Below are 14,376 nucleotides of genomic sequence, written 5' to 3'. Positions count from 1 at the left end.
TGGAAGGTATTTTCAGTTGCCTTGGTTTTTTCAATCTGAAACCATTAAAGGGGTGGCAAAAGACGAGATAAATAAAATAACCAAAAGGGTGGCAAAAAGATAAAGTTCAGGTTTCGGTTGAAACCGTTTCCGGTTTTCACCTTACCAGGTCTAATAGCACACTGCAGATCATATGATTCGGAGGCGCAATGAGAAAGATGGTTGACTTCTATATGATTCCCGGCGATCCCGGATGTGAAGATATACAGGAATTTCTGGAGAAGAACGAAATTCTTTTAAGAATTCGTGATATTAAAAAAGAACCGTTGACTTATGATAAAATTTCGCGATTGGTTCGTCACTTGAATCTGGATCATTTTATAAATAAGTCATCCAAAACATATCTCCGGAAGGGTCTGGATAAAAATCTTCCATCACGTGCCGAGGTTATCGACCTGATAGCCCGGGATAATGAACTGATGAAATTCCCTATTACCGTGGCCGGGCGCCTGATGGTGATCGGTCCCAACCTGGGCAAAATTAAAGAGATGTTACAGATCAAATCGAATGGTTCCGATCCTCTTAACGGTGATATGGTCCCGAGGTTTCAATCCAACGGTCGAGCGAGGGCCAAAGAATAAAAACTGATTCCATTTTCACTCGGTCTTGTGTATATTCATCGGTGAATGGTGACCACCAATTTTGAGGAGTGAGAATGGATATTGAAAGAGAAGTTCTCGAAGTTGATATACTTGTCGTAGGGGGCGGCCCGGCCGGGCTTTCTGTCGCTTATCATCTGGCACATCTGATTGATAATTCGGGGGGGAGAGTCACCCGCCCGCAGATAGTCATTATCGAAAAAGGATCTTATCCGGGGGCACACTCATTGTCGGGGGCCGTCTTAAATCCTCTTGGTATCCGGGAATTAATACCGGATTATAAAGACCGAGGAATGCCAATCGAGCATGAGGTCGGTCCTGATTCTCTGTATTATCTTAGTGAAAAATCCAAATATCGTTTTCCTTTTCTTCCCAAACCATTTCGCAATGACGGTCATTATATAATTTCGCTCAACAAGTTCACCGGCTGGCTGGCCGAGCAGGTCGAAGGGCTGGAGATTGATATTTTCCCCGAAACCGGGGGTTTTGAGCTCCTGGTTGAGGACGACCGGGTGATCGGGGTCAGGACCAACGACCTGGGGTTGGATAAACATGGTCAGCCCAGGGCCAATTTCGAACCGGGTTCGATTATCAAGGCCAAAGTGGTAGTTCTGGCCGAGGGGGTTCATGGTTCGCTGACCAAACAGGCCGGGAGGAAACTGGGTTTATTCGAGGATGGCCTGCCGCAGTCCTATCTGACCGGGGTGAAAGAGGTCTGGGAAATTCCCGAGGATCGGTTACGCCCGGGCGAAATAATCCATACTTTCGGCTGGCCTCAGCCCTGGGAGGAGTATGGCGGCGGATTTATTTATAATATGGGTGGCAATCTGGCCGCCATCGGTTTTGCAGTCGGTCTCAACAGCCCCAATCCGACCAATGATCCGCATTATAAATTTCAAATGTTTAAGACCCATCCGATGGTCAGGCAGATTTTCGAGGGCGGTAAAATGCTTCATTATGGTGCCAAGACCATCCCTGAGGGCGGGTATTATTCGATGCCGCGCCTTTACCATGAAGGTCTGCTGGTAATCGGTGATTCGGCCGGCTTTCTGGATTCGCAACGGTTGAAGGGTATCCATCTGGCTATCAAGTCGGGGATGCTGGCGGCCGAGACGCTTTTCGAGGCACTGGAGAAAGAAGATTTTTCGATTAATGTTCTGCGGGGGATGCAGGAACGGTTTGAGTCCTCGTGGGCGCGCGATCAGCTTTATGCGGTGCGTAATTATCACGCCGGATTCGATAACGGATTGTTATTCGGGATGGTCAATACCGGCTTGCAGATGATCAGCGGCGGGCGGGGATTAAACGACCGCCGCGAGGTTCATTCCGACCATGAACATATGATGCCGGTTCGCGATTATATCGCCCGTTTCGGCGAGGAATCGACTCGAAAAAATCTCAAGTTTGATAATCAGTACACCTTCGATAAATTGACCGACGTGTACCGCTCGGGAACCAAGCATGAGGAAGAACAGCCGCCGCACCTTGTCATTGCCGACTATGATATTTGCAACAATCGTTGTACCGAGGAGTACGGTAATCCCTGTCAGTATTTTTGCCCGGCTCAGGTGTACGAGATGGTTGATGATGAAAACCGTCCGGGGAAGAAGAAACTGCAGTTAACACCGTCGAATTGCGTTCACTGTAAAACCTGTGATATTGCCGATCCCTACCAGGTAATCGACTGGGTTACGCCGGAAGGCGGTGGAGGTCCCAACTATACCAATTTATAGGCGGTATCTATCGGATCCTTGTTAGCGCCCCGATAAAACAAGCGGGGGAATATCCGGGATGCAGATAAATAATGATCAGGCTATATTGTATTTCGATTTTTGCGGCCGCAGTCCTGTTTCTCTCAGGAAATTGCCCGGCCTCTGATGTCGAGTCATCGTCTGATATAAAAGCCTCCTCAGCAGAAATGCCGGCCGCTTCGGGACAAGATTTCGAAGCCTATCCCTATTACAAATTTCCGACCCTTGGCCTGATTGCCGGTTACCGGTTATTGATCAGTCCGGGTATAGGGGGCGATTGTCCCATGTCCCCGTCGTGCTCGGAATATGCCCGGATGGCGTTTCAGCGGTATGATCCCCTGACCGCCATGATGATGACATCCGACCGCCTGCATCGTTGCGGGCATGACCCGGAACAATACCGGATAACCATCATTGATGGTTATTCCCGTTACCTGGATCCGGTCGGCGGAAGGGCATGGACCGGCGGACTATCCGGTGAACCTGGTGACCGTAAAACCGATTATTCCCGTGCGCATTTGAACCATTACCGGGATTCAGGGAAATCCCCGGTTGATTCTGCCGGGGAAGATGATCGGCTTTTTGGATTCGCTGAAACCCTTCGGATGGAAAACGATTTTGTCGGCGCGGCCACCGAGTACCGGCGGCTGATGGCCTACTATCCCCATTCCATTCATTGGCCTCGGGCGGCAATGGCCCTGTATGACTGCCTGTATCAATCAGGCCGGTATCTGGCGGCGGTCCAATACGGGGAAGAATTGGGGGAACATGAACGGATACAGGGGTGGAAAACGGAAATCGATTATAAAATCGGCACCGGCTATATCCGTCTGGAAAACTACCCGGCGGCGCATCGCTGTTTCGAAAACCTGGTGGAAGGCCGGTCCGGGCTTTATCGGGATCGAGCCATGCTTTTAAACGGCCTGATTTATGCCCGCGAATGCCGATGGAAAGCGGCCGGAGATGTTTTTGCCGCGGTTAGCCCCGCCTCGGAATATTATTCGCAGGCCCGGCAGTGCGTACAATTAACCCGTGAAGCCGCAAATCTCAATAGAAAAAGCCCCGCTCTGGCGGGTATCCTGGCGGTTATCCCCGGCCTGGGTTATCTCTATGATGGTTACGGTCAAACGGCGCTTTCGGCGTTGATCGTTAACGGCTTATTCATCTGGGGCTCAATCGAGGCTTTCGATCACGATCAGCCCGGTTTGGGAGTGACCCTGTCGGTGATAGGTCTGGGATTGTATGCCGGTAATATATACGGCTCTGTGAATAGCGCCTATCGCCGCAATGCCAGGGATTTAAATGGATTGATGCTTCGTTTCGACCTGGGATTCAGCTGGTAGTGCCTCCCGAATTACCAGTGAAATATGCCTGTCAATAAAAGGGAAAGGGCGGATCATTTTGATCCGCCCCGTTCTATATGGGAGTGAGTGGTGTCGTTTTAAACGGTCGGGGTCGGGTGTTTTTCGGTTTCGGGTTGGGGGGCATGTTGATAAGCGCTGACACGATTGGATTCACCCAGGGCCAGAATCAGAATAGCCAGCAAACTGATAAAGGGAAGAATCATGCATACTCCCCATATCGGCGATTTCTCGCGGGCCCGGGCGATTTCAATCCAGATCATGGCTATGGCAACGATATTGAAAATGGGAATAAAGAGAAACAGAAACCAGTAGAGAGGCTTGCCGGCCATCTGGATAATCTGGATAATATTGAGAATCGGGACAAAGGCCCACCAGGTATTTTCATGCCCGACCTTTTTGGCAATTGTAAACAGGCACAGGGAAAAATACAGATATATTCCCAGCCAGACCAAAGGTGAGGCCAGCCAGAAAATGGTCGGTCCGTTGGATTCGTACATAGGATACCTCCATTTTGATAATGTCCGCAGAAACCGGTGATTGATTATTATATTCGAATTATCGACCGGATGGGCGACAGATAGACAAATTTTAGCTCTTTTCCAATCCCGGTGATATAAATCGCCCTTTTTTTGAACACCGGAAAAAGCATTTCGCCGGGCGGTTATTATAAGTTTTTGAAACACGGCTGATTAAATACGTAAGATAATGGAAAAAGGCGATTTGTCATTTTTGGGGATTTATGCTGATTAAAATCGTTCAGATTCAATCCCGGCTGGGGGACATGTTGACCCTTGAGGAGCGGTTGCTGGTCTTTAAACAAAGGCCGGATTTTATCTGCCTGCCCGAATATTCGCTGGTGGCTTCGGATATGCCGGATTTTGTCCGTTCGGCTATGATGATCAAGGAAAACCTGGCCTATCTGGCGGGTCTTTCGGAAGCCCTTTCGACCTGCCTGATTGGCGGTTCGGTGGTTGAGGGTGATGAGGAGGGGCTTTATAACAGCGCCTACCTGTTTGATCGCGGGTGTATTATCGGGCGATACCGGAAACTCAATCCGGTCAGCGGAGAAATAGACAAGGGTATTTTGCCGGGTGACAAGATTTTTGTCAGAGAGATCGAGGGCATTCGTTTGGGGATATTGATTTGCGCCGATGCTTTGAATGTTGCCCTTTTTGAAAAAATGAGAGAATACCGGCCCGATATTATTTTTATCCCGACCATTTCATCATATCTGCCGGAGGAGCGGAAACTGGAAAAGTTTAAGAGGGATAATGATATCTATGTAAGGGCCGCCCGGGAATCATTGGCCTACATCGTTAAAACGTGTGGAGTGGGACTCCTGTTCGGGAAAAGACTTCAGGGTCGTTCATTGGTGGCCGCCCCCTGGGGAATCCTGAAAAGAGTCGAACCTCACGCGGAATTATCTACCGCCATTATGACTACCATCCTTGATATTGACGAGTTGCGCGATTTCAAAGCGAAGGGAATAGCGGCCGGTGCCGTTGAAGAATAAAAAAAAGGGATATCGTGATGTCGATATCCCTTGTTCGTTCGTTTTATACGTCTTAATTGCCGGTATAGAACTCATCCAGATAATTTTCTATTTTGCTGTTGCTGATGATATTATCAAACCAGCGGCTGTAAATATCCTGGCTTTTTTGAAGCTGGACGGCATAGTGTAATGAATCTCTCATCTGGTTGAATGTCTCCAGATTGGCCGACCGCCTGTCAAGCAGAGTCATGATTACCGCCCCTCGCTCATATTCGACAGGTCTGGTGACATCGTTGATATTCTTCATGGCAAAGGCCGCCCCGATAATTTCGTCGGAACGCCCGATTCCGGGGACCATCGAATTGCTATTGATCATGTCCGACTCCTTGTAGTCAAAGCCGTATCTTTTGGCAGACCCGGAAAAACCACCGCCCGATTTTATATTATCATAGACGATGGTCGCGGTGTCGAGGGCCAGCTTTTCGGCACTCTCGGCCACCAGGCGTTTGCCAATACTTGCGGCAGCCGTTTCGTAGGGAGTATATCCTTCAGGGATCAGAGAATCGACGGATGTCAGAAAATAAGCCGCCCGGGTCTCAAAGATCGGTGAAAGATCGCCGGGTTTATGACTGAAGGCGAATTGAGCGGCCTCGGGCATATCTCCCAAATACTGTATCATGCCGCTTTCATCGAAGGGGGCAGTGGTTTTGACATCGTAATTGTATTTCTCGGCCGCCGGAACAAGACCCTCGGATTTGGCCGCTTCCTCGAAATCAAGAGCATTGTTATAAATGGTTTCAACGGCTTCCTGGGAAGGTTCGACCTTGATTAGAATGTGCGCGGCATGGTATCTCTTCACCGGCCGGGTTTCCTGGCTCCCGGGAACCGCCTTGTTCTCGATTGACTTTTCATACATCTTGATAATATGCCATCCGTAGCGGGTTTTAACCGGTTTGCTGATGTCGTCGACATTCAGGGTTGCCACCGCGCTGTCAAACGGCGCCACCATCTGTCCTTCGGAAAACCAGCCCAGATCGCCGCCCGAAGAAGCCGACCGATCGTCAGAAAAAGCGGCGGCCAATTCCGCGAAATCAACCCCGGCTGCGGCCGAGTCATAAATATCCTTTATTTCATAATAACCCTTATCCCAGTCATTCTGGGAAGGTGTCTTTTCAAACATCACCAGGTTCAGCTGAGCCTTCCGCGGCTGTTTGTAATCGTCCTTATGCTCCTCGTAATAGGCCTTAACCTGAGTATCGTTGGGGATCTCGACTTTAGGTTCCAGGGTGATCGACTGGATATTTATATAACCGATTTTGACCCTTTCATTATCGGCCAGATAAGCATTCATTACCTCGGAAGGAGTCACCCTGACAGTATTTATAATCTGGCTTTGCAGTTTGGTCCGCTTTAGGTCGGGAAGCACATAGGCCTCGAGCTGAGACCACATGGTGGCATTTTGAGGATTGACCATGGCGTTGATATATTTCTGATAATCGAATTTGCCGTCAGTCTGGAATTGCGGTGTTTCCTGGATAACCTGAGGCGGGTAGAATTTCAGATATTCGTAAACTTCATCGGGAGTAACCGTAATTTTTCTCTTTTCGATTTCGCGATTTATAACAAAATCACCAACCAGTTGGGACCAGGCCTGTTTTCTTAATTCCGCCGATTTCTCGGGGGTGATATCCTCATCGGAATTCTGCTGCTCTTTTCTAACTAGATTGGAGTAGTAACGATCGAAAGTATTGATAGAAATTTTTTCGCCATCGATCATACCGACCGTATCCTTGGGACCTTCTCTGAAACCGCCGCCGCCCCAGCTGAAGATAATAGTTGCGATAAATGCCACCAGAACCAGAATCATAATAGGGCCGATCATTTTTCTTAAGAACTCAAACATCCGGACAACTCCTTATATTATCTAAAAATATTATCGAATCGGTAATATATGCCAAAATCACAAATCCGCAAGTCGGATATTTCATGTTATACAAAATGCCCGGAAAATGTTTTTGACTTTGAACATCCTCCGGCATAAGTTGTTAAAACATTAATTATGAATATTTTATCGACCATCAAAGGTTCCTTATTAGGCCTTCTTTTATTGGCCGCAGTACCAGTCTCGGCGACTGACTTAATCTGGCCGATCAAGGGGGAAATCGACCTGTCCTCCACCTTCTGCGATTTCCGACAACTGCATTTCCACGGCGGTATTGATCTTCGGACCGGAGGGACCGAAGGACGGCGGATTTATGCCCCGGTTGATGGTTATGTCTGGCGGATTAAATATTCCTACGAAGGTTATGGCAAAGGTCTTTATCTCAAAGACAGTCAGGGTTTTATCTATGTTTTCGGACATCTGTCAAGGCTCTCCGAAAAACTTGAAAGAACAATCAGGGAAATTCAGTATAAAAACGAGAAATACCAGTTCGATCAATTTTTCGCGCCCGGTGATATTCCTGTCAGCCAGGGGGAACTGGTGGCTTATTCGGGTCAGTCCGGTTATGGAGCGCCCCATATTCACTTTGAACGGCGCGATCAGGATAATTTCCCGCTGAACCCTCTGACCAACGGTTTCCCGATACCGGATACTTACCCGCCTCAATTCGCCCGGCTGGAATTGATTTATCAGGATTCCGGTTCGGTTTTTTACAACGGTCAGAGAAGACTTTTCCTGGATCCCGAATCCTGCGGTGAATACGGCCAATTTGAGGTCAAACCGGCGATTTTGGTCAGGGGGCCGTTCGGGGTGGCCGTCAAGGCCTATGACAAAGTTCGCGCCAATGGTTTCCGGCTGAATATTTACCGGGCCAGGCTGTATATCGATGATTATCTGTATTATGAAGTGACCTATGACAGGTACAATTTCGACCAAACAGCCATGGTTGACCTGTCCTATGATTATTGCCTGACGATCAGGAACAAGGAGGACTGGCATCTGCTTTTCAATCCGCCGGGTAAGAAATTCGACGGAAGCCGGTCATACTACGAAAAGGGCGGAATATTTACCGGGCGAACGCAGTACAGTTATGGTTTGCATCGGGCCCGGATCGAAATTTATGATGCTTCCGGGAATATGTCGGAATTGGTTTTTCATTTTGTTTTTGCGCCGCCGGGAAATTTTTTCGAAATCGAATGGATGAGTGATTCCCTATTTTACCTGACAGGTTCCGAGGATCTCAACTATATTGATTTAAACAATATTTTGATTTATGGTCTCGGCAATCGTGCCGGCTGGGAGAAAATGGATCAGGCCCGAATTGAACCGCGCGGGCGAGCCGATTATCGGGTGGAATTGCCGACTGCGGATTCCAAAATGCGAGCTATCAGAGTTGATGTCGAAGGGGAGTCGGGATGGTATATTGTCGATCGCTATATCCCTCTTGAACCCGACCGGGAATATAAGTACCGCTTCGATTATACCCTGGCCGATGGGGGAATTCTGGTCGATATTACCGCCGACCAGAAAATCGCCCCGGTTCCCCGGCTCGATGTTGTGTATGAAGACGGATATATTTCATCGCATAAGGCGGTTCCGGTTTCGGAGAAAAACTTCGCCGCCTTCTATTATGACGAGCGTATCAAAACCAGGATTATCCGCTTGGATGTGTACGATGATACTCATAATATCATGACCGACAGCAAAGATGTTAATATTATTCTCGTTGGTAACAGCCCCGGGACAACCAGCCTGGTCGGCTCGGAAGGGATCAGCGTAACCTTCAATCAGACCACCTTTTATTCTCCCAATCTGATCGAAGTTAAAAGCGAGCAGGGGCAATATCCTCAGTCCGGGAAATTCCTCAGTCCGGTTTACAGTATCGATCCCGAAACCGTTCCCCTGGCGGGACGGCTGGATATAACTTTCCGTTACGATCAGGAAGCCGATCCGGCCAAAATCGGGATATATCGCCTGAACAGTAAAGATCAATGGACTTGGTTCGATTCGCGCATCGACGGAGAAAAAATCTCGGCCGAATCACGAGTGATGGGAGAATTCGCGGTCATCGAGGATTCTCAGGCACCGCGAATAAAAAACCTTTCGCCGGGAAATGGGAAAACAATCTCCATCGGGCAACCCGAAATTAAATGTACCATATCCGAGGAATTATCCGGTATCAAAGATGATAATGTTATCCGGGTTCTTCTGGACGGGCAGTGGCTGATTCCGGAATACGATCCCGAGATTGAGTTAATGAAGACCTCGCCCCGGGGGAAATTATCACCGGGCCGTCATGAACTTGTGATCGAGGCCGCCGACCGGGTCGGTAACCGCCGGGTCATCAACAGCCATTTCTTTGTTAAAAAGTAGTCGGCCGAGACCAAGGTGATAAGCCATGTTTTTTCCGCTCAAGGATGAAAACCCGACCCGCCGGACTCCAATAGCCACCTTTATCCTGATCGTCATAAACTGCCTCGTTTATGCCTGCACCATTCCCATGTCACGGAAAGCTTTTCAGATATTTCTGTTCAAGTTCGGTTTGATTCCCTATGAACTGGTGCATATGGAGGAACTCTGGCCGGAAATCGCCGTCCCCGCGCCGCTGACTATCTTGACCAGCATGTTTCTTCACAGCGGCTTCTGGCATCTGGCGGGAAACATGCTTTTCCTCTGGATTTTCGGGAATAATATCGAGGATTACCTGGGACGGTTCAAATTCATCCTGTTTTATTTTACCTCCGGTCTGGCGGCGGCGGGGCTGTTTGTTCTTTTCGGACCCAATTCTCAGATTCCGCTGGTTGGCGCTTCGGGGGCTATTGCCGGAGTTCTGGGAGCCTACCTGGTGCTGTTTCCCCGGGCCCGGATCGTAACCCTGATGTTTTTATTTATTTTCATCCAGATCATCCGGGTACCCGCCTCGTTTGTCCTCGGGTTCTGGTTTATCTACCAGTTGTTCATGGCCATGACTTCAGGTTTGACCGGGGGAGGAGTGGCCTGGCTGGCGCATGTGGGCGGATTCGGTTTCGGGTGGCTGTTGTTCCGCTATGTGATTACCCGCAAACGCCGCACTTACGGCATCTGGCTGGAATAGAAAATGGACTGACAGGATTCATGTCTAAAATATCATTGCATTAATCGCGATTGTATTATACATTGTCTCTATGGGGAAATCTTTGAAGAGACGACCCGAAACGAAAAAAGACAAATCCGCCGACTCCGCCAATAAAAAATTCACCATCTCCCCGGTCGCCCGGTTTGTCATCCTGTTTCTGGTTCTGTTGCTGGCTATAAGTATAGGTTTTTCGCAGCTGTTCACCCGTTACCATGACGATGTCCTCTGGCTCATGGAACTGACGGCGTCGATTTCCGGCAATGTCCTGGGGCTTTTTTCCGGCGAAGTATCTCATAACGGGGTCTTTGTCAACTATGCCGGGTTCTCGGTCGAGATTATCGATGAATGCACCGGGCTGTTCGAGATGCTGATCTATTTGGCCGCGGTGTTATCGTTTGCGACCACGATTCGCAAGAAACTCCTCGGCGTTGCCTTCGGTCTGCCGGCCATTTTCCTTTTCAATGTGATCCGGATTATCGCCCTGCTTCTGGCCGGGGCCAAATCATACCCCGTGTTTCAATTCATGCACCTTTATCTCTGGCAGGTGACGCTGATTATTATGATCGCCGCGATCTGGATATTGTGGTTGTACCTGGTGGTGTACCGTGAAAAAAGACCTGTGGCTGTTTCTTCTTAAGCTGGCCTTTTTCAGCCTTGCCCTGGGACTGCTTTGGCATTTTTATCTGCAGACATTGTACCCTCATTTTCTCAAACCGGTGGCCGTGCCGTTTTTCCAGTGGGTCGGTGTTAAAAAATGGCGGCTTTCACTTCTGCTCGATCATTTCAGCAACCTGGTACCATACACCGCTCTGGTGCTGGCCACCCCCGGAATTATCAAAGAATGGAAAAAGACCCTGCTGACGTTCTTTGGCGGATTGCTGATATTGATGATCGGCCACCTGCTGCTGTCGTGGGCCGATTATTACTACTGGGCCAAATACGGCCTAACCCGCGGCCTGTTCCGCAACACCTTCCATTTTATTCTCCTCAACGATGCTCTGCCGCTGGGGTTGTGGCTGTTATTTTATTCCCGGAAACTAACCGGATTATTCGGCTTTTTGAAATTCGGCCGGAAAAACAGGGAAAACGATGGCGGAGACTGAGAGATTCCGGACTCGTTTTAGACGTGTTTTGGGCCGTTTTTATGGGTTCGGCAATATCCTTAGACCGGTCGCAGGGCCAAATGGGAGGCCGGTTTTATAATTTTTGTTGATTTCCTGCTCAGGTTAGATTAAACTGTTGGCGCATTTGACGATAATTTTGTTAAAAGCAACTTTTTGCAGGATTAAGGATATATAGTGGGCCTATTTGATTTTATCTCAAGCGATATCGGTATTGATCTCGGCACGGCCAATACGCTTGTTTTTGTCAGGGGACAGGGAATTGTCCTTAACGAACCTTCGGTGGTGGCCGTAGAGAAAGCCACCGGCAAGGTTCTCGCGGTCGGCTCGGCGGCCAAAGAAATGATCGGCCGTACGCCGGGTGAGATTGCCGCGATCAGGCCGCTCAAAGACGGTGTTATCGCCGATTTTGAAATCTCTGAAAAACTTCTTTCCGATTTTATCAAGCGGGTTATTCGCCATCGTTACCTGATGAAGCCGCGGATTTTGATCTCTGTACCATCGGGAATAACCGAGGTGGAAAAACGGGCGGTTCGCGATTCGGCCGAAAACGCCGGGGCGCGCGAGGTCTTTCTGCTTCAGGAACCGATGGCGGCGGCTATCGGGGTCGGGCTTCCGGTCGACCAACCATCGGGCGTGATGGTGATCGATATCGGCGGCGGCACCTCGGAAATCGCCGTGATCGCTCTCAATGGTATTGTCAATAATTTTTCGATTCGGATTGCCGGGGATGAACTCAACGATGCCATCGTCATGTATCTCAAGAAGAATTACAACCTGTTGATCGGAGAACTGACCGCCGAGGAAATTAAAATCAAGATCGGCTCGGCCTTTCCTTTGGAAAAAGAAATGTCGATGGAAATCAAGGGACGCGACCTGGTCGCCGGGGTTCCGAAAAATTTGAAGCTGTCCTCGGTTCAGGTCCGCGAGGCGCTGGTGGAACCGATCGACCGTATTGTCGAGGCGGTCCGGCAATCACTGGAAAAGACCCCGCCGGAACTGGCCTCGGATATCCTCGATCGCGGTATTATTCTGACCGGCGGCGGAGCGCTTCTGCGGGGGTTGGATAAACGCTTGCGCCAGGAAACCAATCTTCCGGTAAATATTGCCGAGGATCCGCTGACATGTGTTGTCCGGGGAACCGGGAAGGTTCTGGAAAATATGCAAATGTATGCCAAGGTGCTGATTAAAAGCCGGCGGGATTGAGTTGAGTTACTCATTGGCAGATAACGAGTTTAAGGCAAACGACAGCGGGTTTGCCTTTTTTTTAGTCTTTTCTTCCGGGGTATTGTCTAAAAAGTAAAGACTGATAGATGGACTTGGATGATAAGGAATTGGTGGCGCAGGCGAAAGCCGGCGACCGGAAAGCGTTTGATAAACTTGTCAAGAGATACAAAGATAAAATGTTCGCTTTGACCTACAGAATGACCGGTGACCGCGAAGCGGCGCTGGATCTGGTTCAGGATACTTTTTTTTCAGCCTACCGGGAATTGCGCGGATTCCGCGAGGATGCCAATCTTTCCAGCTGGCTGTATCGGATTGCCTCCAACAAGTCACTCAATTTCCTGCGCCGTCGAAAACTGGTCAGCTTTTTACCGCTCGGGGAAAGCCCCTCGAGCGAACCGGCGTACGAGATGGAAGATCAGGTTACCTATAATGAGTTATCGAAAGAGATGGCGGCCGGAATAGAGAATCTTCCAGGCAAACAGAAACTGGTATTTAATCTCAGGTTTTTCGAGAAGATGTCTTTTCCCGAAATCGCCGCGGTTTTGAATAAAAGCGAATCGACCGTCAAAACCAACTACCAGAAGGCGGTCGAAAAACTTCAAAAACGGCTTAAGGCTTTCAGGTGATGGTCATGAATTGCGCGAGGTTTAAAGAAATACTGAGCCTGAAAATGGGGGAACTCGATCTCAGTGATGAGGAAAGAATTCATCTTGAGGGATGCGCCTCCTGCCGGGCTTATTATGATGATCTGGTGCAGATGGAAAAATCCCTTGAGGGATTGGCAATAGCACCCCTGAGCGCCGTTGAATTCGCTATTGTCCAGGAGAAGCTGGATCGGAAAATTACCTCGTATCTCGGCCGGGCCACCGGGTTGTATAATTTTATGGTCCGCTACGGTTCATCGGTGGCGGCGGTGTTCATGATTGTCTTTGTCTCGCTGGTTTCGCATCTGGGACCGGCGACGGTGGAAAACAATGTTGTGGAAGTCAATTACACTTTGCTGAACAGCGAGGATGTCCTGGCGGTGGATCAGGCTTTCGATGAGCAGTATGTTCAGGCGATGGTGGGTGATTATGCGGAGACATACGGGATCGGGGCCAGTGATCAACTGTTCAATGATATTACCGCCGAAGAGTATGAATATCTTGTAACAAATATGGATATCGGAGGCATACTATGAGACGGAATTCACTTACAGCCTCAGCGGCCCTGTTGCTTGTTTTCCTGTTTGGCCTGGCGGCTGACAGCGGGGCGCAGATGTTCGGGCCCGGGATGGGTGAAGGCCGGGGCAAAGATTTCGGCAAAAGGTCGGAGATGTTCGAAAAAAACCTGGAAAATCTCCGCATCTTGAAATTGCTGGAACTGCTGGAATTGAACGATGAGCAGAACACCCGGTTTATCGCAAGGTACGCTCAGTTGCGATCCGAGATGAAAGCCCATATGGATCGGGTCGAGGCCGCTGTGGATGCTCTCTCGGATCTTCTGAAGACGGAAAATCCGTCGGAAAAGGACATTACGGCCATGGTGGACGAGATCGACCGGTTGCGGGGCGAAATGAATGATCCGATCATAAAATTCCATAAAGACATATCGTCAATTTTAACCGCAGTACAGACGGGTAAAATGGTGGTTTTCGAGTCACGTTTTGAACGGGAATTGATTGAATCCGTACGGGGTTTCCGCGAAAAAATGATGCCTTCCTCCAACCCGTAAGTACAGCATATGC

The 14,376-nt window shown here is 49.2% G+C and carries 14 protein-coding genes; 12 read left to right on the top strand and 2 right to left on the bottom strand.

Translation table 11 applies throughout. The features are described 5' to 3' along the window. The first annotated feature begins 188 nt into the window (after nucleotides 1-188). The 3 genes from JXQ28_11595 (at nucleotide 189) to yidD (ending at nucleotide 3,732) form a co-directional block, all read left to right on the top strand. Nucleotides 189-620 carry a hypothetical protein gene (locus tag JXQ28_11595; protein MBN2278376.1) on the top strand — a complete coding sequence of 144 codons (432 nt, stop codon included), beginning with the start codon at nucleotides 189-191 and terminating at the stop codon, nucleotides 618-620. 74 nt (nucleotides 621-694) lie between these two features. Beyond that, complete coding sequence (locus JXQ28_11590) at nucleotides 695-2,371, top strand: electron transfer flavoprotein-ubiquinone oxidoreductase (protein MBN2278375.1); 1,677 nt, start codon at nucleotides 695-697, stop codon at nucleotides 2,369-2,371. A 71-nt stretch (nucleotides 2,372-2,442) separates the two neighbouring features. Beyond that, a complete protein-coding gene (gene yidD / locus JXQ28_11585) occupies nucleotides 2,443-3,732 on the top strand; it encodes a membrane protein insertion efficiency factor YidD (protein ID MBN2278374.1) in 1,290 nt (429 codons plus the stop codon). 98 nt (nucleotides 3,733-3,830) lie between these two features. On the opposite strand, the gene JXQ28_11580 is transcribed toward yidD, so the two are convergent. Further along, a complete protein-coding gene (locus tag JXQ28_11580; GenBank protein MBN2278373.1) occupies nucleotides 3,831-4,250 on the bottom strand; it encodes a hypothetical protein in 420 nt (139 codons plus the stop codon). A 242-nt stretch (nucleotides 4,251-4,492) separates the two neighbouring features. Here JXQ28_11580 and JXQ28_11575 point away from each other — a divergent pair, with 242 nt between their 5' ends. Next, the gene (locus JXQ28_11575) at nucleotides 4,493-5,266 is read left to right on the top strand and encodes a carbon-nitrogen hydrolase family protein (GenBank protein ID MBN2278372.1); all 774 of its coding nucleotides are present in this window, start codon (nucleotides 4,493-4,495) and stop codon (nucleotides 5,264-5,266) included. A 52-nt stretch (nucleotides 5,267-5,318) separates the two neighbouring features. Here the strand turns inward: JXQ28_11575 and JXQ28_11570 are convergent, their stop codons facing one another. Continuing rightward, nucleotides 5,319-7,148, bottom strand: coding sequence for a peptidylprolyl isomerase (locus tag JXQ28_11570; protein MBN2278371.1), 1,830 nt, complete (start codon nucleotides 7,146-7,148; stop codon nucleotides 5,319-5,321). A gap of 204 nt (nucleotides 7,149-7,352) precedes the next feature. Between JXQ28_11570 and JXQ28_11565 the strand changes: the two genes are divergently transcribed. The 8 genes from JXQ28_11565 (at nucleotide 7,353) to JXQ28_11530 (ending at nucleotide 14,363) form a co-directional block, all read left to right on the top strand. Then, nucleotides 7,353-9,560: a M23 family metallopeptidase gene (locus JXQ28_11565; GenBank protein ID MBN2278370.1), complete on the top strand. Its 2,208-nt coding sequence runs from the start codon at nucleotides 7,353-7,355 to the stop codon at nucleotides 9,558-9,560. 25 nt (nucleotides 9,561-9,585) lie between these two features. Then, nucleotides 9,586-10,281 (top strand): rhomboid family intramembrane serine protease, encoded by a 696-nt coding sequence (locus tag JXQ28_11560; protein MBN2278369.1) that lies wholly within the window; start codon nucleotides 9,586-9,588, stop codon nucleotides 10,279-10,281. Nucleotides 10,282-10,363: 82 nt separating this feature from the next. Beyond that, nucleotides 10,364-10,939, top strand: a complete 576-nt coding sequence (gene xrtH, locus JXQ28_11555; GenBank protein MBN2278368.1) for an exosortase H — start codon at nucleotides 10,364-10,366, stop codon at nucleotides 10,937-10,939. After that, nucleotides 10,908-11,405, top strand: coding sequence for a hypothetical protein (locus JXQ28_11550; protein ID MBN2278367.1), 498 nt, complete (start codon nucleotides 10,908-10,910; stop codon nucleotides 11,403-11,405). The genes xrtH and JXQ28_11550 overlap by 32 nt, the downstream gene beginning before the upstream one ends. A 195-nt stretch (nucleotides 11,406-11,600) precedes the next feature. Continuing rightward, nucleotides 11,601-12,629 (top strand): rod shape-determining protein, encoded by a 1,029-nt coding sequence (locus tag JXQ28_11545; protein MBN2278366.1) that lies wholly within the window; start codon nucleotides 11,601-11,603, stop codon nucleotides 12,627-12,629. A gap of 107 nt (nucleotides 12,630-12,736) precedes the next feature. Then, entirely contained in the window at nucleotides 12,737-13,276 is a 540-nt protein-coding gene (locus tag JXQ28_11540) for an RNA polymerase sigma factor (GenBank protein MBN2278365.1), read from the top strand. A 5-nt stretch (nucleotides 13,277-13,281) separates the two neighbouring features. Then, a complete protein-coding gene (locus JXQ28_11535) occupies nucleotides 13,282-13,830 on the top strand; it encodes a zf-HC2 domain-containing protein (GenBank protein ID MBN2278364.1) in 549 nt (182 codons plus the stop codon). Beyond that, a complete protein-coding gene (locus JXQ28_11530; GenBank protein MBN2278363.1) occupies nucleotides 13,827-14,363 on the top strand; it encodes a hypothetical protein in 537 nt (178 codons plus the stop codon). The genes JXQ28_11535 and JXQ28_11530 overlap by 4 nt, the downstream gene beginning before the upstream one ends. The last annotated feature ends 13 nt before the right edge of the window (nucleotides 14,364-14,376 follow it).

It is taken from the genome of Candidatus Zixiibacteriota bacterium, assembly GCA_016933955.1.
Lineage (GTDB): Bacteria > Zixibacteria > MSB-5A5 > GN15 > PGXB01 > JAFGTT01.
The sequence above is the reverse complement of the archived record's forward strand: the minus strand, read 5'-3'. Positions and strand labels throughout refer to the sequence as shown.